Origin of the sequence: Streptomyces odontotermitis (assembly GCF_050510915.1) — a bacterium.
GTDB lineage: Bacteria > Actinomycetota > Actinomycetes > Streptomycetales > Streptomycetaceae > Streptomyces.
In genome coordinates this window covers 91,756-111,885 of the sequence record NZ_JBNJLS010000028.1, presented here as the reverse complement: position 1 = coordinate 111,885, position 20,130 = coordinate 91,756, and the positions used below count along the sequence as shown (strand labels likewise).

At 74.5% G+C, this 20,130-nt stretch carries 14 protein-coding genes; 7 read left to right on the top strand and 7 right to left on the bottom strand.

Going from position 1 to position 20,130, the window contains the following annotated elements; translation table 11 throughout:
- Positions 1 to 173 precede the first annotated feature (173 nt).
- The 3 genes from ACQB60_RS42155 to ACQB60_RS42145 all read left to right on the top strand — a co-directional run bounded on the left by ACQB60_RS42155 (position 174) and on the right by ACQB60_RS42145 (position 7,104).
- A complete protein-coding gene (locus tag ACQB60_RS42155; protein ID WP_496931397.1) occupies positions 174 to 2,330 on the top strand; it encodes a protein kinase domain-containing protein in 2,157 nt (718 codons plus the stop codon).
- Positions 2,331 to 2,485: 155 nt separating this feature from the next.
- Positions 2,486 to 4,804, top strand: coding sequence for an outer membrane protein assembly factor BamB family protein (locus ACQB60_RS42150; protein ID WP_496931396.1), 2,319 nt, complete (start codon positions 2,486 to 2,488; stop codon positions 4,802 to 4,804).
- 5 nt (positions 4,805 to 4,809) lie between these two features.
- On the top strand, positions 4,810 to 7,104 hold the full coding sequence (locus tag ACQB60_RS42145) for a serine/threonine-protein kinase (protein WP_496931395.1): 2,295 nt from the start codon (positions 4,810 to 4,812) through the stop codon (positions 7,102 to 7,104).
- Here the strand turns inward: ACQB60_RS42145 and ACQB60_RS42140 are convergent.
- From ACQB60_RS42140 to ACQB60_RS42120, 5 genes are read right to left on the bottom strand one after another with little or no spacing between them, the layout of a single operon-like run.
- Positions 7,088 to 8,344: a styrene monooxygenase/indole monooxygenase family protein gene (locus tag ACQB60_RS42140; protein ID WP_496931394.1), complete on the bottom strand. Its 1,257-nt coding sequence runs from the start codon at positions 8,342 to 8,344 to the stop codon at positions 7,088 to 7,090. The two genes, ACQB60_RS42145 and ACQB60_RS42140, sit on opposite strands and share 17 nt — an antisense overlap.
- 48 nt (positions 8,345 to 8,392) lie before the next feature.
- The gene (locus ACQB60_RS42135; protein WP_496931393.1) at positions 8,393 to 9,019 is read right to left on the bottom strand and encodes a GTP-binding protein; all 627 of its coding nucleotides are present in this window, start codon (positions 9,017 to 9,019) and stop codon (positions 8,393 to 8,395) included.
- On the bottom strand, positions 9,000 to 9,431 hold the full coding sequence (locus ACQB60_RS42130) for a DUF742 domain-containing protein (RefSeq protein ID WP_496931392.1): 432 nt from the start codon (positions 9,429 to 9,431) through the stop codon (positions 9,000 to 9,002). The genes ACQB60_RS42135 and ACQB60_RS42130 overlap by 20 nt, the downstream gene beginning before the upstream one ends.
- Complete coding sequence (locus tag ACQB60_RS42125) at positions 9,428 to 9,922, bottom strand: roadblock/LC7 domain-containing protein (RefSeq protein WP_496931391.1); 495 nt, start codon at positions 9,920 to 9,922, stop codon at positions 9,428 to 9,430. The genes ACQB60_RS42130 and ACQB60_RS42125 overlap by 4 nt, the downstream gene beginning before the upstream one ends.
- The gene (locus ACQB60_RS42120) at positions 9,919 to 12,969 is read right to left on the bottom strand and encodes a sensor histidine kinase (RefSeq protein ID WP_496931402.1); all 3,051 of its coding nucleotides are present in this window, start codon (positions 12,967 to 12,969) and stop codon (positions 9,919 to 9,921) included. The genes ACQB60_RS42125 and ACQB60_RS42120 overlap by 4 nt, the downstream gene beginning before the upstream one ends.
- 380 nt (positions 12,970 to 13,349) lie before the next feature.
- Here ACQB60_RS42120 and ACQB60_RS42115 point away from each other — a divergent pair, with 380 nt between their 5' ends.
- The gene (locus ACQB60_RS42115) at positions 13,350 to 14,195 is read left to right on the top strand and encodes a hypothetical protein (RefSeq protein WP_496931390.1); all 846 of its coding nucleotides are present in this window, start codon (positions 13,350 to 13,352) and stop codon (positions 14,193 to 14,195) included.
- Between the two features lie 18 nt (positions 14,196 to 14,213).
- Here ACQB60_RS42115 and ACQB60_RS42110 read toward each other — a convergent pair whose 3' ends face one another.
- On the bottom strand, positions 14,214 to 14,723 hold the full coding sequence (locus ACQB60_RS42110; RefSeq protein WP_496931389.1) for a MarR family winged helix-turn-helix transcriptional regulator: 510 nt from the start codon (positions 14,721 to 14,723) through the stop codon (positions 14,214 to 14,216).
- A 240-nt stretch (positions 14,724 to 14,963) separates the two neighbouring features.
- On the opposite strand from ACQB60_RS42110, the gene ACQB60_RS42105 reads away from it, so the two are divergent.
- Positions 14,964 to 15,815, top strand: a complete 852-nt coding sequence (locus ACQB60_RS42105) for a lysozyme (protein WP_496931388.1) — start codon at positions 14,964 to 14,966, stop codon at positions 15,813 to 15,815.
- Positions 15,816 to 15,883: 68 nt separating this feature from the next.
- On the opposite strand, the gene lon is transcribed toward ACQB60_RS42105, so the two are convergent.
- Positions 15,884 to 18,313 carry an endopeptidase La gene (lon, locus tag ACQB60_RS42100; protein ID WP_496931387.1) on the bottom strand — a complete coding sequence of 810 codons (2,430 nt, stop codon included), beginning with the start codon at positions 18,311 to 18,313 and terminating at the stop codon, positions 15,884 to 15,886.
- 176 nt (positions 18,314 to 18,489) lie between these two features.
- Between lon and ACQB60_RS42095 the strand changes: the two genes are divergently transcribed.
- Positions 18,490 to 19,074: an RNA polymerase sigma factor gene (locus ACQB60_RS42095; protein ID WP_496931401.1), complete on the top strand. Its 585-nt coding sequence runs from the start codon at positions 18,490 to 18,492 to the stop codon at positions 19,072 to 19,074.
- Complete coding sequence (locus tag ACQB60_RS42090; RefSeq protein WP_496931386.1) at positions 19,071 to 20,099, top strand: zf-HC2 domain-containing protein; 1,029 nt, start codon at positions 19,071 to 19,073, stop codon at positions 20,097 to 20,099. Before ACQB60_RS42095 ends, ACQB60_RS42090 begins: the two co-directional genes overlap by 4 nt.
- The last annotated feature ends 31 nt before the right edge of the window (positions 20,100 to 20,130 follow it).

Here is a 20,130-nt window from a genome sequence, read left to right as displayed (position 1 = left end):
ACGGTGAGCGGCGGGCGGCGGGCGACCGACGACGCGCGGCGGGTGGCGGGTGGCGGGTGGCTCCAGCCCACGGCGTGTGGCGGCTCGGGCGCGTCGCCGGGGTGGGCGTGTGCGGGGCCCGCGCCCCGCGGGCCCATGGCCCCCGCGTCCTCCAGCCCCTACCATCAGCGGCCGTGACCGAACTGATCAGGGAGTTGCGGCCGGGGGACCCCGTCTCGCTCGGGCCGTGGCGGCTCCTGGGGGTGCTCGGCGAGGGGGGCATGGGGAGCGTCTATCTGGGGCGGAGCGGGCGGCGGGTGGCTGCCGTCAAGACGCTGCGGACCCAGTTCCTCGACGATCCGCACTTCCTCGCCCGGTTCCGGCGGGAACGGCAGGCAGCCGGGGCCGTGCGCAGTCCGTACGTTCCCCGCGCGCTCGGCGCCGACCTCGACGGCACCGGCGGGCAACCCCCTTGGCTGGCCACCGAGTTCGTCGCCGGGCCGACCCTGGAACGGTGCGTCGAGGAGCGCGGGCCGCTGCCCGCCGACTCCGTACGGACCCTCGGTGCCCTGCTCGCCGCCGCGCTCGCCGCGCTGCACCCGGCCGGGGTCGTGCACCGGGACCTCAAACCGTCGAACGTCCTGCTCACCGCCGACGGGCCCCGCCTCGTCGACTTCGGCATCGCCCGGATGCCCGCGGCGACCGCCGTCACGGTGACCGGACAGCGCCCCGGCTCCGCCGGATACATGTCGCCCGAACAGGTCCTGGGAGGTGAACTCGGGCCGCCCAGCGACGTGTTCACGCTCGCGTCGGTGCTGGTGTACGCGAGCACCGGGCACCACGCCTTCGGCGGCGACGGCCTCGCGCTCGCCGACTACGGCATCGCGCACGAAGAGCCGGATCTGTCGCGGGTTCCGGGGGCGTTGGCCGGTGCGCTGCGCCGCTGCCTGGCCAAGGACCCGGCGGGGCGGCCGACGGCCGGGGAGCTGGTGGAGCTGTGGCGGGACACCGGCAGCGCTCGGGGAACGGGCCGCCAGCACGCGTGGCTGCCCGTCGACGTGGTGCGCGACCTTCGCGAACTGGAGCGGCAGGCACGGGAGTTGACCGGTTCCGGTGTGCGGCTGACGTCCGCCTCGGGGGCGTGGAACCGGCGGCGGGTCCTCGGTGCCGCGGCGGGCGGAGCCGTCGCGCTCGCCGGGGCCGGGGTCGCCGGGTGGCGGTGGCTCGGCCCGGGCAAGGGCGACGGGGGCGACGGGGCTAACGGACCCGGCGGTGCGCCGCCGCTGTGGGACGGGGCCGCGGGCGAGCGGCCCGAACCCCTGTGGAGCGTCTCGGGGCTCGACCCGGACATGCCCTTCGGGCCCGCACGGGCCGGGGACGTGCTGCTGGTCGCGGACAGTGGGCGGGTGGCCGCGCTCGATCCGCGTACGGGCGACCGGCTCTGGTCGTACGCGGGCGGCCGGGCACCCGCTCCGACGGCCTCCCGGCCCCTGCTCGTCGGGCGGGACGGCGTGCTGCGGGGCTTCGATTCCCGTACGGGAGACGTGAGTTGGCGAGGGCCTGGCGGGCTCGCACGGCTGCTCGCCGCCGACTCCGACCTCGTGTACGCGACCGACTCCGACGGGCGCGTCGTCGCCGTCCGGCACGGCGCGCGACGGGCGCTGTGGCGGTCGGCGGAAGACCTCGCCGGGGACGGCGCCGTGGCCGCCGTCGGGGGCGGGCGGATCGTGGTCACCGGCAAGGACGGGACCGTGCATGCGCTCGACTCCGGCTCCGGCTCCAGCTCCAGCTCCGAATCCGGCTCCAGCTCCGGCTCCAGCTCCCGCTCCGGTAGCTCCGCCGGCTCTCGTGACTCCAGTGAGGAGGAGGGGGGTTGGAGTGCCTCGGGGGCTCCCGGTGGAGTACCTGTCGTCCTCGCAGGTGGGCTCGCGGTCCTCGGCGGGGCGACGCTGCGCGGGCTCGATCTGCGGAGCGGCCGTCGGCGGTGGGACGCCCTGCCGAACGGGGACACCGAGCGGTTCGGGGCGCCCGTGGTCCACGACGGACTGGTGTACGCCACCGACGGCGCCACGGTGCGCTGTCTGCGGCTCGACGACGGGTCCGACGTCCGGCAGATCACCGGTCCTGACGGGATCTACGCGCAGGCGCAGCCCGTCGTGGCGGCGCACGGACTGTACGTACCGCTGGCGTCCGGGGCGGACGGCGTGGCCGCGCTCCCGCTGAGCGGCGACACGGAGCGGTACCGGTTCGCGCCCGCCGCCGAGGGGGACGGGGCCTGGGCCGTGGCGACGGCAGGCGGGGTGATGGCGGTGCAGAACGGGGGGCGGGTGTACGCGCTGCCCCGGTTCTGAGCCGCCGGGCCTGGCTCAGCGTGCGAACGGCGCCCGCGGACTCGGGGAACTCGCGGAACCGATCACTCCCGGCCGCTCGTCCTCCCCCTCGCGCCATACCGCTCCACTGCGCGCGATGGGACCATAACCACCTTGAGATGAACGGGGGTTGAGCTGTGGCGGCAGTGCTGACCGGCGGCCTGGAAGCGCTGCGGGACACGGATCCCGCACGCGTCGGGACGTACTCTCTGCTCGCCCGGCTGCGGGAGAGCGCGTCCGCCACGGAGTACGTGGGCCGGGGCGCCGACGCCGACACCGTGTCCGTCCGTGTCCCGCATCCCCGGCTCGCCGGCTCCCCCGCCCTGTCGGGGAAGTTCCGCAGCGAGGGCGAGCTGGCCGCCCGGGCCGCCGGGCCGTGGGTCGCCGCCGTACGGGAGGCCGAGGACGGGCACCTGGTCACCGCGTACCGGCCCGCCGTCAGTCTCGCCGCCGCCGTCGCCGGGCACGGGCCGCTCCCGGAACATGCCGTACGCGTCCTCGGCGCGGCCCTGGCGGAGGTCCTGACGCGGCTGCGCCCGCTCGTCCCGGTCCATCAGGGGCTCGCCCCGCACACGGTGCTGCTGGCCGCCGACGGACCGGTGCTCGCCGGGTTCGGGCCGCTGGCCGCCGCCACGGAGGTCGGTGTCGACGGGCCCGGTACGGGACTTCGGCTCTCCCTCGGCTTCCTCACCCCCGAGCAGGTCGCGCGGCGGGCGCCCGGGCCCGCGTCCGACGTCTTCGTCCTCGGGCTGCTGCTGGTGTACGCGGCCACCGGGGGCAGCCCCTTCGGCCCGTCCGCCCCGGTCACCCCGGACGTCATCGCCGCGGCCGAGGCCGACCTGGGCGGCGCGGGGGTGCCGGAGCGGCTGCGTCCGCTGCTCTCGCGGTGCCTCGACAAGGACCCGGCGCGGCGCCCCGAGCCCGAGGTGATCGCGGCGGGGCTCGCGCCGGGCGGGGTCGCGGGGCTCGTGCGGGAGGGGTGGCTGCCGGGGGCGGTGGTGGCGGGGCTCAGCCAACAGGCCGCGGACGTGCTGGGGTTGGAGGTTCCGGAGAGGGGGACCGTGGGAGCGGCCGACGGGGTGGCGGGAGGAGGGGCGAAGGCCGGTGCGTCCGTGTCGCCCCAGGAGCCGCGGATGCCCCCGGTGCCCGGGGTGGCGCCCTCGGCCGCCGAGACCCGGGTCGACCCGGCCCAGGACCAGGGGCAGCCGCAGCGGCCGCCCCGCTCCTCCGCCCCCGCCCGCCTCCTGTCGCGCCGCACCCTGCTGGCCGGTGCGGCGGGGGTCGTCGTGGGGGCGGGCGTCGCCGTTCCGCTCGCCCGGAGCGTCGGGGGCGGCCGCCGGTCCGCCAGGACCGTCGCGGCGGGCGCGCGCCGCGTGGCCGGTACGGCGCCGACCGCGCTGTGGCACTTCAAGGCGACCACGCAGACCTCCGGGCACCCGCTCGTGTGGCGCGACGAGGTGCTGGTCGTGCCCACCGTCAGCAACACCGCCGGCATCGACCTGCGCACCGGGAAGGTGCGCTGGACCAAGCCCTTCACCTGCCACTACGGCCTGGCCACCGCCCACGGCGACCTCCTGATCGCACAGACGGACCGCGGCCTCACCCGGTTCTCGGCCGAGACGGGCACCATTCGCGACACCGTCAGGAAGTACGCGCAGGACGAGTCCGTCCAGGCGTTCGTCGGGCAGACCGGCGAGCGCGTGTGGTGCACGGTCGACGGGGCGGACGGGCTGCACCTCGTCTGCTACGACACCAAGGAGAACGACGAGGTGTGGCGCGCCAAACTGCCGCAGGACTACCCGAAGGAGGCGCGGGTGGCCCTCGGGAAGAAGACCGTCTACGTGCAGCGCTTCCCGGACCCCACGGACGACCTGGCCAAGGGGATCAAGGGGAAGGCGCGGTTCCTCGCCCTCGACCGGGGCACCGGCGAGAAGCGGTGGGAGAAGTCGTACGGCAAGGTCATGGCCAAGGACCATGCGTGGCCGACGGCCGAGGGGGTGCTGTACGCCGACGAGGACTCCACGCTGACGGCGTACGGCCTGGAGAGCGGCAAGCGCCTGTGGAGGTACAAGAACGAGTTCGGGGACACCGTCGCGACGCCCCGCGCCGTCGTCCGCCGGGGCGACTCTCTGTACGCCGTCGACAAGGGCAGGACCATGTTCAGCGTCAACCCCCGCGACGGCGCCTCCCGTTGGGTCTCCCGGCCGCCGGACGACGAGATCATCACCAACGACTACATGGACATGGCCGCCGGGCCCCCGGGCGCCCCGCTGTACTGCCTCAGCTGGGCGGGCGTCACTGCGGTCGACCCCGAGTCGGGCAAGAAGCTGTGGGTCTTCCAGGGAGTGGGGGAACAGGAGAACGACGGGCTGGGCTGGAAGGTCTACAGCGGCACGAAGACCGCCGTGTTCGCGCGCGGCACCGGCAAGCACTACTTCGCCCTACCGGTCGGGTGAGCGCCGTGTACACAGTGCCCGACACTCCCGGCAGCCCCGACAGCCCTCATACCCCTGGCAGCCCCGACACCCCCGGCCACGCCCCGGACGCGTCCCTGCTCCGGCCCCTGCGCCCCGAGGACCCCGACCGCGTCGGCGGCTTCACCCTCCTCGGGCGGCTCGGCGAGGGCGGCATGGGCGCGGTCTATCTGGCCCGGTCCGACGGCGGCCGGGTCGTCGCCCTGAAGGCGGTGCACGAACGCCTCGCGCGCGAACCGGAGTTCCGGGTGCGGTTCCGGCTGGAGGCCGAGGCCGCACGGACGATCGGGGCCCGGCACGGCGCGACCGTCGTGGACGCCGACACCCAGGGGACGCTGCCGTGGCTGGCCACGGAGTACGTGCTCGGGCCCTCGCTCGCCGAGGCGGTCGAGCGGTACGGGCCGCTGCCCGAGCCCGCCGTACGGGCCCTCGGCGCCCGGCTCGCCCGCGCCCTCGCCGACATCCACGGCTCGGGGCTCGTCCACCGCGACCTCAAGCCCTCGAACGTCCTCGTCACGGCCACGGGGCCCCGGGTCATCGACTTCGGGATCGCCCGCGCCCTGGGCGCGGGACGGCTGACCCGCACCGGGCAGGTGCTCGGGACGCCCGCCTACATGTCGCCCGAGCAGGCCATGGGGCGCGAACACGAGCCGTCGGGCGACGTGTTCGCACTCGCCGCCGTCCTGGTGTTCGCGGCCGCCGGGCACGGGCCGTTCAGCGGTGCCGGGAACGCGGAGGTCCTGCACCGCGTACGGCATGGCGAGCCGGAGCTTGCCGGGGTGCCGGACGCCTTGCTCCCCACGCTGGCGCGCTGTCTGGCCAAGGACCCGGCCGAGCGCCCGGATGCCGCCGGGCTCGCCGCCGAACTCGACGACGGGAACGGCGACTTCGCCGGTCTGCTGCCCGGCCCGCTCCTCGCCGACCTCGGCCGCCGCGCCGCCGGGGTGTGGGAGCTGCGCCCGTCCCGGCTGCCCGGCCCCGAGCGCACGGAGGTGCCGCCCGCCCGGGGGCTCTCACGGCGGCGGCTGCTGCTCGGCGGGGCGGGCGGGGTGCTGGCCCTCGGGGCGGCGGGGGCGGTGTGGGCGGTGAACGGTTCCGGCGGCTCGTCGGGCACGCCGCGGTCGGCCGCGTCGTCGCGGGCGCCGGGGCTGGCGCCCGAGCCGATCTGGACGCACGACACGAAGGCCGAGGCCACGCTGGAAGCCTTCCGGGGCAGCACGCTCGTCGTCTCCGTCGGTGACGAGAAGCAGAAGCGGTCGGCCATCGGCATCGAGGCCAAGTCCGGGACGGTGATCTGGCGGCAGCCGGAGCACCTCGCCTTCGAGACCGCCGGGGCGGTCGGAGCGGCCGGGACGGACGCGGACGGACTCCTCGTACGCGACTGGTCGCCCTGGGGGGACGAGGCAGACCTGTTCCGGCTCGATCCGGCGACCGGCAAACTGGCCCGGTTCCCCGGGGAGTTGAAGAAGCCGCGGCTGCGGGGCTTCCGCGTCGTGGCCGCCACCACCGACACCGTGTACCTCCAGGGCGACACCTCCGACCACGCGGCCGTCGCCGCCTACGCCGTCGACAGCGGTGAGCGGCGCTGGCTGCGGCGGTCGGGGGACGGCGACACCCTGAGCCCCGGGGCGGTCGAGGGCGACGTGCTGCTCCTCACCACCCTCACGGACATCGTGGCGATGGGCTGCGACGACGGGCGGGAGCGCTGGCGGGTGCGCGCCGTCGCCAAGGACACGCCCCGCCTCGATGCGGTGCACTCCGAGGCGATCGGGAACGGTGTCGTCCACGTCGGCGGCTCCGAGGTGCGCGCGGTGGACATCGCCACCGGGAAGGTCCGCTGGCGCTACCGCGTGTACCGCGAGTCCGCCACCGCCGCCCTGCGCCCCTACTACGGGACCCCGGCGGTGCGCGGCGAGACCGTCTACGTCTTCGCGGGCGGCGTCCGCAGCAAGCAGAACCCGGAGGGGAACGGGACCGAGCTGCTGGCCCTGCGCGCGGCCGACGGCAAGCTCCTGTGGAGGTACCACGTCGACGGCGCGGTCCGGGACACCCCGCCGCCGCGCTTCCACGGCAGCCGCCTGTACGCCGACACCGGCGCGGTCCCCCAGCCCTTCCTCGCCGTCGACCTGAAGACCCGCCGGCCGCCCTGGACCTACCGCAGCGGCATCCCCGACGACGGCCGCCTGACGGTCACCGGGGACTTCAGCCGCACCTCGATGATCCTCAGCGACCGCCGCCTCCACCTCTCCGTCGGCACCCGCGTCCTCACGCTCCCCCTGTGACCTCCGCGACCTCCGCGACCTCCGCCAGGTACGCCTCGGCCTTCTCCGGCTCGTAGAAGTAGTTCTCGAAGTCGGCCGGGTCGTTGAAGCCGTTGGCGAATCGATGCGCCACGGGCGGGAGCTGGCCCGCCGCGCCCAGCAGGTTCAGGACGTGCTCCGGCGGGGCGCCCAGCATCGCGTTGGTCCACTTCGTGACGTGCTGCGCCGTGTTCCAGTAGCGGTCGAACGCCGACTGCATCCACGCCTCGTCGAACGCGGCGTCCCCGTGCTCCACGATCGACGCGAGGTATGAAGCGGCGCACTTGGAGGCCGAGTTGGAGCCCTGGCCGGTGATCGGGTCGTTGGCGACGACCACGTCGGCCACGCCGAGGACCAGGCCGCCGCCGGGCAGCCGGCCGATCGGCCCCCGCACTGTCGGGGCGTAGCGGCCCGCCAACGTGCCGCCCGCGTCGGTGAGTTCGACGTTCGTGGCGCGCGCGTACTCCCAGGGCAGGAACTTCTCCAGGAGTTCGAGCGTCAGCGCCAGGTGCTCGGAGGGGTCCTTCACGCCCCGGAAGACGTCCAGGGGGCCGCCGGGAATGCCCTCCCAGAAGAGGATGTCGGCGCGGCCCGACGTGGTCAGGGTCGGCATGACGAAGAGTTCGCCGACGCCGGGGACCAGGTTGCAGCGGACCGCGTCGAACTCGGGGTGCTCGGGGCGCGGGCCGAGGCCGTGGACGTAGGCGACGGCGAGGGCGCGCTGCGGGACGTCGTACGGGGAGCGGGCCGCGTCGCGCTCGAACATCGAGACCAGTTCGCCCTTGCCCGCCGAGACCAGGACGAGGTCGTAGGTGCGGGAGAAGTAGTCGAGGTCGGAGACGGCCGCGCCGTGGATGACCAGCTGGCCGCCGCGCTGGGCGAACGTCTCCATCCAGCCCGCCATCTTCACGCGCTGGTCGACCGACTGCGCGTAGCCGTCCAGCTTGCCGACCCAGTCGATGACGCGAGCCGATTCGGGGCCCGCCACGGAGACGCCGACGCCCTCGATCTTCGGGGCCTGGGACTCCCAGAAGTTGAGCTTCAGGTCGCGCTCGTGCTGGAGCGCGGTGTGGAACATGCACTGCGTGGACATGACCCGGCCGGACCGGATCTCGTCCGCCGTGCGGTTGGACATCAGGGTGACCTCGTACCCCTGCGCCTGGAGTCCGAGGGCGATCTGGAGCCCGGACTGGCCGGCTCCGACGACGAGTATCTTGCGCATGGGAAACCTTCTGGGGAACGGGGGCGGGGAGGGGGACGCGTACGGGCCTTACTCGGGGGCCGCTTCGAGGGCGTGCCCGACCAGGGCGAGGAGCGACTCGATCACCGGGATGCGCTGGCGGGCGTCCATGATGAGGACCGGGATCGAGGGCGGGACCGTCAGCGCCTCGCGGACGTCCTCCGCCGCGAACTCCTTGGTGCCGTCGAAGTGGTTGACCGCCACGACGTACGGAAGGCCGCAGCTCTCGAAGTAGTCGAGGGCCGGGAAGCAGTCGGACAGGCGGCGGGTGTCGGCGAGGACCACGGCGCCGATCGCGCCGCGCACCAGGTCGTCCCACATGAACCAGAACCGCTCCTGGCCCGGGGTGCCGAAGAGGTAGAGGACCAGGTCGTCGTCGAGCGTGATGCGGCCGAAGTCCATGGCGACCGTCGTGGTCGTCTTGTCGGGGGTCGGGGTGAGGTCGTCGGTGTCCTCGCTCGCCCGGGTCATCAGCGCCTCCGTCTGGAGGGGCGTGATCTCGGAGACGGTGGTCACCAGCGTCGTCTTGCCGACGCCGAAGCCGCCCGCGACGACGATCTTCGTGGCTATGGGGGCGCGGGTGGTGTCGGTCTGCCAGGCCCGCAACTCGCCCGCGTCTTCGGCGAGTTCGATGGCCTCAGAGGCGGCGGAGTCCACTCAGCACCCTTTCCAGCAGCGCGCGCTCGGGGCGTCCGGGGCCGTGGCCCGTGCCGTACACGCGGATCTTTCCCTGGTCGGCGAGGTCGCTGAGCAGCACGCGGACCACACCGAGCGGCATCTTCAGGAGCGCGGCGATCTCGGCCACGGTGCGCATGCGGCGGCAGAGTTCGACGATGGCGCGCATCTCCGGCATGCCCCGTCCCGCACCCGCGCCGCCGCCCTGCCCCTGCGTCAGTTCACGTCGCTCCTCCGGCGCTTCGAGCGCCGCCACAAACGTTTCCACCAGCAGGACGTGGCCGAAGCGGGTGCGGCCGCCGGTGAGGGAGTACGGGCGGACCCGGGCCGACTTCCGGTGGCCGCCGCGCACCGGGAGCTTGGCGGTGTTCGCCGCTGCGCCCGGCGTGCTCATCGGGGGCTCCCCATCGACTGGCGCAGCTCGCTGCGGAGTTCGGGGGTGAGCACGTGTCCGGCGCGGCCGACGAAGAGCGCCATGTGGTACGCGACGACGCTCATGTCGCAGTCCGGCGTCGCGTGCACGCCGAGCAGGGAGCCGTCGCTGATCGACATGACGAAGAGGCTGCCCTCCTCCATGGCGACGACCGTCTGCTTGACCCCGCCGCCCTCCATGAGCTGGGCGGCACCGAGGGTGAGGGAGCCGAGCCCGGACACGATGGTGGCCAGGTCGGCGCTGGATCCCTTGGGGCCCTCGGGCTGTGCCAGCGGGCGCCGGTCGATGTTCTGGCCGGGGTCGGACGAGAGCAGCAGGAGCCCGTCGGACGAGACCACCGCGACCGACAGCAGCCCTGGCACCTCCTCGACGAGGTTCGTCAACAGCCAGTGCAGGTTGCGGGCTTCGCTGCTCAGTCCGGTACTGAGTCCGGTGCGCGTGGGCGCAGTCAACTGCTTGCCTCCTCGACTGTGTCCCCCATGACGTCTGCGGCTTCTGCGGTGGTTTTGTTACTGCTGGTGCCTTCGGTACGTTCCGTGCGCCCTGTCGAACCCGTCGAACCCGTCGAACCCGTCGTCCCCATCGCCTCCGCCGTCTCCGCCGTCTCTCCGGCGATCTCGGCCTCGGCGTCGCGGCGGCCGCTCTTGGCGCCCTGGTGGAAGCCGCCGAGACGGCGGCGCAGCGCCTCCGCGTCCACGGATCCGGTACGGGGCTTCGGCGGGGCGGCGGGCGCGGGCGCGGCCGCCTTGGGGGTGCGCTTGGGCAGGCCCTTGTCGGTGACGCGCTCCCACTTGGGGGCCCGGGCGGACTCTTCGGCGGGGGCCGCGGGGTCCGGGTCGGGCTCACGCTCGTGCACGGGCTCCGCGGCAGCGGGCTCCGGCGCCAGGGGTTCCCGTATCCCGCGCCCGGGCGTCGCCTCGGGCGGCTGGGGCGGGATGAGCTCCATGGTGGTCTCGGCCGAGAACGCGGGCTCGGGTTCGGGCTCGGGTTCCGGTGCGAGCTCGGGCTCGGGCTCGGGTGCGAGCGCGGGCTCGGGTTCCGGCTCGGGCGTGCGCTCCGGCTGCTCCCCCAGCGACCACTCCGCCGCCGCGATCAGCGGGTCCGGCTGGGCGGAGGAACGGCTGGGCAGGACATTGGAGTTGGCCTCGGCGTCCGCGCCCGGCAGATGCACCAGCGGCACTCCCCCGCCCAGCGACGCGCCGCCGCCCAGGGGCGGGACGACCGCCGACGGGGCGTCGGCCAGGATGTCCGTGGGCAGCACCACGACCGCCGCGACACCGCCCGGCTTCTGCTCGCGCAGCCGCACCCGCACCCCGTGCCGGGCCGCGAGCCGGGCCACCACGTACAGGCCGAGGCCGAGTCCGGCCTCCTCGTCGGCGTGCTGCTCGTACGCGGCGTCCGGGTTGAAGTCCGCGAGGCGCGCGTTGAGTTCGCGCATCCGCTCGGTGGTGACGCCGATGCCCTCGTCGCGCACGGAGAGCATCACCTCGCCGCCCTCCAGGAGCCAGCCGGAGACCTCGACGGAGAGGTCCGGGGGCGAGAACGACGTGGCGTTCTCCAGGAGTTCGGCGAGCAGGTGGCTGACGGCGTCCGCGACGAAGCCCGCGACGTGGGCGTGCGGCGGCAGCGCGGCGATGCGCACCCGCTCGTACCGCTCGATCTCGCTGACCGCGGCCCGCACGACGTCGACGAGCGGCACCGGGCCGGGGTGCTGGTGGCCGTGCTCGGCCCCGGCGAGGACGAGGAGGTTCTCGCTGTGGCGGCGCATGACCGTGGCGAGGTGGTCGAGCTTGAAGAGCGTGGCGAGCCGGTCGGGGTCCTGCTCGTGGTCCTCCAGGCCCTCGATGACGGCGAGCTGCCGCTCGACCAGGCCGAGGGTGCGCAGGGCGAGGTTGACGAACGTGCCGTGGATGGACTGCTTGACCTGCTCCAAGTGGGCCGCCGCTGCCGCCAGTTCGGCGCGCAGCTCCTCCCGCTCGTCGGCCATGGACTGGCCCCGGCCGACCAGGTGCTTGCGGTCGGACTCCAGCGTGGTGAGGCGCTCGGTCAACGCGGCGGCGCGCTCGTTCAGGATGTTGACGGAGCGGACGACCTGGGCGAACTCGTCGTCGCGGCCGGTGAAGCGGATCGGCTCCGCGGGCGGCGCACCGGCGGCCCGCTCGGCGGTGGCCAGGCGCGCGGAGCCGAGGCGCAGCACGGCGAGCGGCCGGGTGAGCGTCCGGGCGGTGGCCATGGCGACGCCCACGGCGGCCAGCAGGCAGCCGCCGACGAGGGCGACGCGCAGCTCCAGGGCGGTGACGTCGTCGTCGCGCAGCCGCTCCAGGTCCTTGGTGCGCCGGTCGGCGAGCGAGGACTCGGCGCCGCGCATCGTGTCGACGCGGGCCGAGAGCGCGGCGTCGACCTTGGCGCGGTCGTAGCGCTGCTCGGCGGCGGAGAGCGTGGGCTGGTCGGTGAGCCGGGCCAGGTACTTGTCGGCGGTGTCGACCTCGGAGCCGGTCACGGTCGACTCGTAGGTGGTGCGGGCCTCGTCGGGGGCGGCGTCCAGGAAGTCCGCGAGGGCGGCCTGTTCGCGCACCCGGGCCTGCTGGGCGGCGGCGCTGAGGCCGTCGCGGCGCTTGGCGTCGGCGGCGGACCCCCCGGCGGCGCGGGGCAGGCCCGTGACCGGGTCGAGGGTCGTGGCCGTGCCGGTGGAGCGGGGCACGGCGAGGGCGGCGAGCAGCAGTCCGCGGGTGGCGGCGGCCTGCTCCACGGCGTGGTCGAGGTCGGCGAGGGCGAGGCCGCCGGGGCCCGCCTCGGGCGGCAGTTTCTCGGCCAGCTCGCGGGTGAGCCCGTGCAGTTCCCCGATGGCCTTCGAGTACGCGACGTGGGCGGCGAGCGCGCTGGCCCGGCCGGTGACCGCCGATCTGCGGACGGCCGCGATGTCCGCGAGGTCGCGGCGCAGCTCTCCGGGGAGCTCCCCGGCGCGCAGCTCGTCGATCTGCCGGTCCACGCGGGCGCTGCGGCTGTCGGCGGGGCGCTTGCTCTTGGGGCGCCCTGCGGCGATGTAGGAGGTGACGTCGTCGCGCTCGTCGGCGAGGGCGTGGCTGAGCGAGACGGCCTGCTGGGTGCGCTCGCCGAGGGTCACCAGGTCCTGTGCGTCGCTCAGCCTGTCGGAGGCGGCGACGACGGCGGGGGCTCCCGCTCCGGCGACGGCGGCGGCCACCACGGCGACGGCGACGATCAGGCGGGAGCGGACGCGCTTGGTGGGCGGGGCGGGGCGGGTGGCGGGGGCGGCGGGAGCAGGGGCCGTCGCCTCCGGGGTCTGCGGGGCTTGCGGGCCTTCTTCGGGTCCGGCGGCTCCGTCAGGTCCGGCGGCTCTGTCGGCGCCGTCAGCTCTGTCGGCGCCGTCAGCTCTGTCGGTGCTGTGGGCCGGGCCGGCGTCGTCGGGGGCGTGGCCAGAGGTGGTGGTCGCGCCCGGCGTGGCCGTGGTGGCCTGCTTGCCTTTGCGCCGAGGCCGCATTTTCTGCACCGGTGCTCACATTCTTGACTCGTCTGCCCTTGGGCCCGGGTGACGATCCGTCAACACGAGCGACGCTCCCCGGCTACGGGTCCTGACCCTTCCAGTGCCGGTGAACGGCGGTCGCGCATCGCCTGCCTGGCCACCCGAAGGAGTGAACATCGGCCGGGAGTTGGCGAGCAAGTCCCGTCCCGGACCGCACGGGCCTGCGACGGGGCGCCGGTTGGACGTCTCCGGCGGGCTTTGGCAAGATGCGCCGCCACACCCCGCCGGAAGTGATCATTCCAGCCAAAACCCGGCGGTTGCGCCGCCCCTGAGGGCCGATCTCCCGTATCGATTCGGCTTCTTGTGGGTGCTGTGAAGGGGTCGTGCAGACTGGCCGGATGCGCATCGAACTCGCCACTCGACCCGGTGACCCCGCCCGCCCCAATGAGGACTACGCGTCGGTAGCCCTGCCCGCGTCCGGTCGGGGCGGTGCGCTCGTCCTCCTCGACGGCGTGACGCCCCCGCGCGGGGACGACGGCTGTCTGCATTCCGTTCACTGGTTCACGGCCCGGCTCGGCGGCGCACTGGGTGAACTGTCCGTTTCACGGCGGGATATGGCGCTGCCGGAGGTCCTCTCGGCCGCGATCGAGCGCACAGCGGAGGCCCATCGTCAAACCTGTGACCTTTCTCACCCGCGCACGCCGCAGGCCACGGTGGTCCTCGTCCGGTGGGACGAGGAGCGGGTCGAGCACCTGGTCCTGTCGGACTCGGCGCTGCTGCTCGCGCGGCCCGGGGGCGAGGTGGCGGCCGTCCTGGACCACCGTCTCGCGCAGCTGCCGCCCGCGGTCCGGGCACGGCGGGACGCGGTGCGGGCGCTGCCGCGCGGGTCGGCCGAACGGGAGGTCGCGGGGCGGGAGTACGCGGCGGCGGTCGAGGCCCTCCGGAACGCGGAGGGCGGCTTCTTCACCGCGGCGGCGGACCCTGCCGTGGCCGGGCTCGCCGTGACCGGGTCGGACGACCGGGACGCGGTCACCGGCATGGTGGCGCTCACTGACGGGGTGGGGCGCTGGGTGGAGACCTTCCGTGAAGGCGGGTGGGAGGACCTCTTCGCCCTCGTACGGAAGGAGGGGCCGGAGCGGGTCGTGGAGCGGGTGAGGGAGCTGGAGCTGGGAGACCCGCAGTGTGCGGAGTTCCCCCGGGGCAAGGTCCACGACGACGCCGCGCTGGTGCACGTGGAGCTGTGACCCGGGGACGGCCGGGCCTCAGGCCCCCTCGGCGCCCAGGTTCAACTGGTGCAGCAACCGCGCCAGTTCCGCCACCTCCCGCCGGTCCCACCCGGCGAGTTGGCGCACGTAGCGTTCGCGGCGGCCCGCCCGTACCGTGCGGAAGCGGTCGCGGCCGTCCGGGGTGAGCCGGACCAGCCAGGCGCGGCCGTCCGCCGGGTCCGGTTCGCGGGCGAGGAGGCCCAGCTCCTCCAGGGCGCGCAGCTGGCGGCTCATGGTCGCCTTGCCGACGCCGATGTACGCGGCGAGGTCGGTCGCCCGCTGCGGCCCCGCCTCGTCCAGGCGCACCAGCAGGCCGTACGCGGCGGGTTCGAGGTCCGGGTGGACCTCGCGCGCCATCTCGCCGGACGAGGCCCGAGCGCGTCGCAGAAATACCGTCAACTCCCGTTCGAGCGCCAGGAATTCGTGGTCTACGCCACTCTCGGGACGCCCCGGCAGCCCGCCCGGGGCACTCTCTCGGTCCACACCCTCGTGCACGTCAGCACCCATCCCGCACTTTCCCGATCCTGAAAGTTTCCGCCATTCTCGGCCATCGCCGCAGCTCCGCCAGTATTTCGCAGGCGTAGACCAACGGCAGCCCCCTGGCCCTCTTCCCACACACGGGTCTACGTGCGTAGCGTCATCGGTGACATGTTCACACCATTACTCGGCGACATGTCGACCGGCCCGACAGTTGGTCCCCCCACCGAGCTCCGCCCGAGCTCCATCGAGGCCCTTCGGAGGCACGCAATGCCCGTGCACAGACCCGGTACCGCCCGCAGATCCCCCGGCTCCCGCCGGACGGCGCTCCTGTTCGCCGTCGTGTCCGCCCTGTCCTCGCTCGCTCTCCTCGTCACCCTGCCCGGGGCGGCCGCCGCCCGGTCCGACGACGTGCCGCCGCGCGGCTCGGCCCACATGGGCATGGGCGTCGCCGAGCACGACGGCCAGGGGCCCGCCCCGAGTGACGGGAACGCAGCGAGCGTCGAGGGCGTCGACGTCAGCAGCCACCAGGGCAACGTCGCCTGGCAGACCCTCTGGAACAGCGGGGTGCGGTGGGCCTACGTCAAGGCCACGGAGTCCACCTCCTACACGAACCCGTACTTCGCCCAGCAGTACAACGGCTCCTACAACGTCGGCATGATCCGCGGCTCGTACCACTTCGCCACCCCCGACACCACGAGCGGCGCCACCCAGGCCAACTACTTCGTGGACCACGGCGGCGGCTGGTCCAAGGACGGCAAGACCCTGCCGGGCGCGCTCGACATCGAGTGGAACCCGTACGGGGCGGCCTGCTTCGGCAAGTCGGCCAGCGGCATGGTCAGCTGGATCCGGGACTTCCTCAACCAGTACAAGGCCCGCACCGGGCGGGACGCCGTGATCTACACGGCCACGAGCTGGTGGAAGCAGTGCACCGGCAACTACGGCGGCTTCGCCGCGAACAACCCGCTGTGGATCGCCCGCTACAACACGAGCCCCGGCGAACTGCCCGCGGGCTGGGGCTTCCACACGATCTGGCAGTACACGTCGACGGGCCCCACGGTCGGCGACCACAACAAGTTCAACGGGGCGTACGACCGCTTGCAGGCGCTCGCGAACGGTTAGGCGCACTCGGACGCACGCGGGCCCGGACCCCATACAGGGTCCGGGCCTTCGCGCACCGGCAGCCTCCCTCACGCGGCCGCCGGAACCTGCACCTCGCCGTCCACCTTCGCCGGGGTCAGGGCCAGTTCGAGCACCTGGCGGACGTCCGTCACCGTGTGCACGTCCAGCCTCTCCAGGACCTCGGCGGGGACGTCGTCGAGGTCCGCCTCGTTCCGCTTCGGGACGATCACCGTGGTGATCCCGGCGCGGTGCGCGGCGAGCAGCTTCTGCTTGACGCCGCCGATGGGCAGGACACGGCCGGTCAGCGAGACCTCGCCGGTCATGGCGACGTCCGTGCGGACCAGGCGGCCGGAGAGGAGCGACGCGAGGGCGGTCGTCAGGGTGATGCCCGCGCTCGGGCCGTCCTTCGGGACCGCGCCCGCCGGGAAGTGGATGTGCACGCCCCGGTCCTTCAAGTCGGCCACGGGCAGCTCCAGTTCGGCGCCGTGCGAGCGCAGGAAGGAGAGCGCGATGTGCGCGGACTCCTTCATCACGTCGCCCAGCTGGCCGGTGAGCTGGAGGCCCGCCGCGCCCGTCTCCGGGTCGGCGAGCGACGCCTCGACGAAGAGCACGTCGCCGCCCGCCCCGGTCACCGCGAGCCCGGTCGCGACGCCCGGCACCGCGGTGCGCCGCTCGGCCGGGTCCTGGGCGGACTCGGGCACGTGGTGCGGGCGCCCGATGAGGCCGCGCAGCTCGTCCTCGGTGACCGTGAACGGCAGCTCGCGGTCGCCCAGTTCGTGCTGGGCCGCGACCTTGCGGAGCAGCCGTGCGACGGTCCGCTCCAGGGTGCGCACCCCGGCCTCGCGGGTGTACTCGCCGGCGAGCTTGCGCAGCGCGCCCTCGTCGATGGCCACCTCGCCCGTCGCGAGGCCCGCGCGCTCCAGCTGGCGCGGGAGCAGGTGGTCGCGGGCGATGACGACCTTCTCGTCCTCGGTGTAGCCGTCCAGCCGGACCAGTTCCATGCGGTCGAGCAGCGCCTCCGGGATGGCTTCCAGGACGTTGGCCGTCGCGAGGAACACCACGTCGCTCAGGTCGAGTTCGACCTCCAGGTAGTGGTCGCGGAAGGTGTGGTTCTGCGCCGGGTCGAGGACTTCGAGGAGGGCGGCGGCCGGGTCGCCCCGGAAGTCGGAGCCCACCTTGTCGATCTCGTCGAGGAGGACGACGGGGTTCATCGACCCGGCCTCCTTGATCGCGCGCACGATCCGGCCCGGCAGGGCGCCCACGTACGTGCGCCGGTGGCCGCGGATCTCGGCCTCGTCGCGCACGCCGCCCAGCGCCACGCGCACGAACTTCCGCCCCATCGCGTGCGCGACGGACTCGCCGAGCGAGGTCTTGCCGACGCCGGGCGGGCCGACGAGGGCGAGCACGGCACCGCCGCGGCGGCCGCCGACCACGCCCAGGCCCCGGTCGGTGCGGCGCTTGCGCACGGCCAGGTACTCGGTGATGCGCTCCTTCACGTCCTGGAGGCCCGCGTGCTCGGCGTCCAGGACCTCCTGGGCGCCGCGGATGTCGTAGGCGTCCTCGGTCCGCTCGTTCCAGGGGAGTTCGAGGACGGTGTCGAGCCAGGTGCGGATCCAGCCGCCCTCGGGGGACTGGTCGCTGGCCCGCTCCAGCTTCTCGACTTCCTTGAGGGCGGCCTCGCGGACCTTCTCGGGGAGGTCGGCGGCCTCGACACGGGCCCGGTAGTCGTCGGACTCGTCCTCGTCACCGCTCTCACCATTCAGCTCGCGCAGCTCCTTGCGGACGGCGTCGAGCTGGCGGCGCAGCAGGAACTCGCGCTGCTGCTTGTCGACGCCCTCCTGGACGTCCTTGGCGATGGACTCGGCGACGTCCTGCTCGGCGAGGTGCTCGCGCAGCTGCTCGGTGGCGAGCTTCAGCCGGGCGACCGGGTCGGCGGTCTCCAGGAGTTCGATCTTCTGCCCGATGCTGAGGAAGGGCGAGTAGCCGGAGTTGTCGGCGAGCGCGGACACGTCGTCGATCTGCTGGACGCGGTCCACGACCTGCCAGGCGCCGCGCTTCTTGAGCCAGCTGGTGGCGAGCGCCTTGTACTCCGTGACGAGCTCGGCGACGGCGCCGGGAAGGGGGTCGGGGCCGGAGTCGTCGAGCCGCAGCCCCTCCACCCAGAGGGCGGCGCCGGGGCCGGTGGTGCCCGCGCCGATGCGGACGCGGCCGCGCGCCCGGATGAGGGCGCCCGGGTCGCCGTCGGAGAGACGGCCCACCTGCTCGACGGTCCCGAGGACACCCGTCGCGGCGTAGGTCCCGTCGATGCGCGGAACAAGCAGCACCTGCGGCTTGCTGGCACCGGAGCGGGCGGCCGCCTGGGCGGCCTCCACCGCCGCGCGCACATCAGTGTCGGACAGGTCGAACGGGACCACCATGCCGGGCAGCACGACCTCGTCGTCGAGCGGCAGCACGGGCAGCGTGAGCAGAGTGTTCGCCGTGTTGGACTCAGCAGCCATGATCTCCCCTTAGGCATTCAAGTTGAGCTATGCCGACTCAATGCTCGTGAGCGCGCCATTGTTCCCCCGGGGGTGTTCGCTGTGAGCGATCACCGTGGGGCGGTGTGGCTCCGAGGGGTCCGTGAACCGCCCGGCGGGGCGCGGGCGATAGAGGGGACGTGAGACTGTTCCGCCCCATGGGGGCCGACCGGGGGGACGACGACGCGGCGCTGCTGCGGGCCGTCGCCGACGGGGACGCACAGGCGCTGGCCGTGCTCTACGACCGGCACGCCGGGTGGCTGCACGCGCGGCTCACCCGGCGGTGCGCGGACCCCGACGTCGTACGGGAAGTGCTCCAGGACACCTTCCTCACCGTGTGGCGCTCGGCCGCCGCGCACCGGGGCGGGGAGGCCGGGGGCTGGCTCTGGGTGATCGCGGCCCGCCGCCTGGTGGACGCCGGGCGCGCGCAGGCACGGGCCGTCGCGGCGCAGCGCGCCGCCACGGAGAGCGCCCCCGAGCAGGCGGCGCCGTCCGCCGAGGACCGCGTGCTCGCCGCGCTCGAGTACGGGGACGTGGGCACCGCGCTCGACCGGATCTCCCCCGAGCTGCGCGAGGTGCTCCGGGCCACCGTCGTGGACGGGCTCACCACCCGCGAGACCGCACGGCTCCTCGGCATACCCGAGGGCACCGTGAAGACCCGGGCGATGCGCGCCCGCCGCGAGCTGCGCGCCGCGCTCGCCCAACTCTCCCCAGGCGGCGACCCGTTGGGAGGACTGACATGACCGTACGAGAGCCGGGGCGCCCGCCCTGGCACGTGACCGGCGACCTGGCGGCCCGGTACGCGACCGGCGACCTGCCGGAACCGGACGCGTGGTCGCTGGAGAAGCACGTGGAGTCCTGCGCGGACTGCGCGGGGGCGGTGTCGGCGGCGGTGCGGGACGGGACGGCGGGGGCCGTGCTGGGCACAGTGCGGGAGGCCGTGCTCGCGGAGGCCGTCCGCGTGGAGACCGTCCGCGTGGAGACCGCGGCGACGGTACGGGGGTCCGTCGCCGCCGGGTCTTCCTCGGCGCGGCCGCGGCGGGGGCCGCGGCTCCGGCCGTCGCGGGCCGTACGGGGATCCGCGCCCGACGGGTCCCCTCCGTCACGGCCGCGCTGGGCGCTGCGGCTGCTGTGGGCCGTCGGGCCCGCCCTGCGCGGGGCCTGGGTGGCGGCCCTGCTCGTCGTGTGCGCGGGGGCGCTCGGGCTCGCGCACGGGGCCGGGTTCGGCGGGGCCAGGCCGATGCTGTTCGCCCTCGCGCCCGTACTGCCGCTGGCCGGGGTGGGGTTGTCCTACGGGGCGCATGCCGACCCCATGTACGAGATCACCGCCTCGACTCCCGGTGGCGGGCTGCGGCTGCTCCTGACGCGGACCGCCGTCGTCCTCGGCGTGAGCCTGCCGCTGCTCACCGCCGTGGGCGCCGCCCTGCCCGCCATGGGCGCCGCACCGGGCGCCGCCGCGCTGCTCCTGCCGTGCCTCGCCCTCACCCTGGCCGCCCTCGCCCTCGGCTCCTGCGTCGGCTGCCGCGCCGCCACCGGCGTCACCGCGACGGCCTGGCTGCTCGCCGTGCTCGGGCCCGCCCTCGCGGCGTCCGGTGACGGCCGCGCGCCCGGCGTCTTCCCCAGCGGCGCGCTCGCCGAGCAGCTGGCCCGGTATGTCTCCGGGCCCGCGTCGCAGGGGAGTTGGGCCCTCGCGGCCGCCCTCGGCGCCGCCCTGCTCGGGCTGCGCCGCCACTCCTTCGACTTCCACCGCCGTACGGAGGCACCGTGACCGACCACGAGAGCAGCACTCCCACCCGTCT

Coding starts and splice junctions, on each gene's coding strand:
- ACQB60_RS42095 (WP_496931401.1), top strand. CDS start 18,490: ATGGGGGCCGACCGGGGGGACGACGACGCGGCGCTGCTGCGGGCCGTC.
- ACQB60_RS42105 (WP_496931388.1), top strand. CDS start 14,964: ATGCCCGTGCACAGACCCGGTACCGCCCGCAGATCCCCCGGCTCCCGC.
- ACQB60_RS42090 (WP_496931386.1), top strand. CDS start 19,071: ATGACCGTACGAGAGCCGGGGCGCCCGCCCTGGCACGTGACCGGCGAC.
- lon (WP_496931387.1), bottom strand. CDS start 18,313: ATGGCTGCTGAGTCCAACACGGCGAACACTCTGCTCACGCTGCCCGTG.
- ACQB60_RS42110 (WP_496931389.1), bottom strand. CDS start 14,723: ATGGGTGCTGACGTGCACGAGGGTGTGGACCGAGAGAGTGCCCCGGGC.
- ACQB60_RS42130 (WP_496931392.1), bottom strand. CDS start 9,431: ATGAGCACGCCGGGCGCAGCGGCGAACACCGCCAAGCTCCCGGTGCGC.
- ACQB60_RS42120 (WP_496931402.1), bottom strand. CDS start 12,969: ATGCGGCCTCGGCGCAAAGGCAAGCAGGCCACCACGGCCACGCCGGGC.
- ACQB60_RS42140 (WP_496931394.1), bottom strand. CDS start 8,344: ATGCGCAAGATACTCGTCGTCGGAGCCGGCCAGTCCGGGCTCCAGATC.
- ACQB60_RS42115 (WP_496931390.1), top strand. CDS start 13,350: ATGCGCATCGAACTCGCCACTCGACCCGGTGACCCCGCCCGCCCCAAT.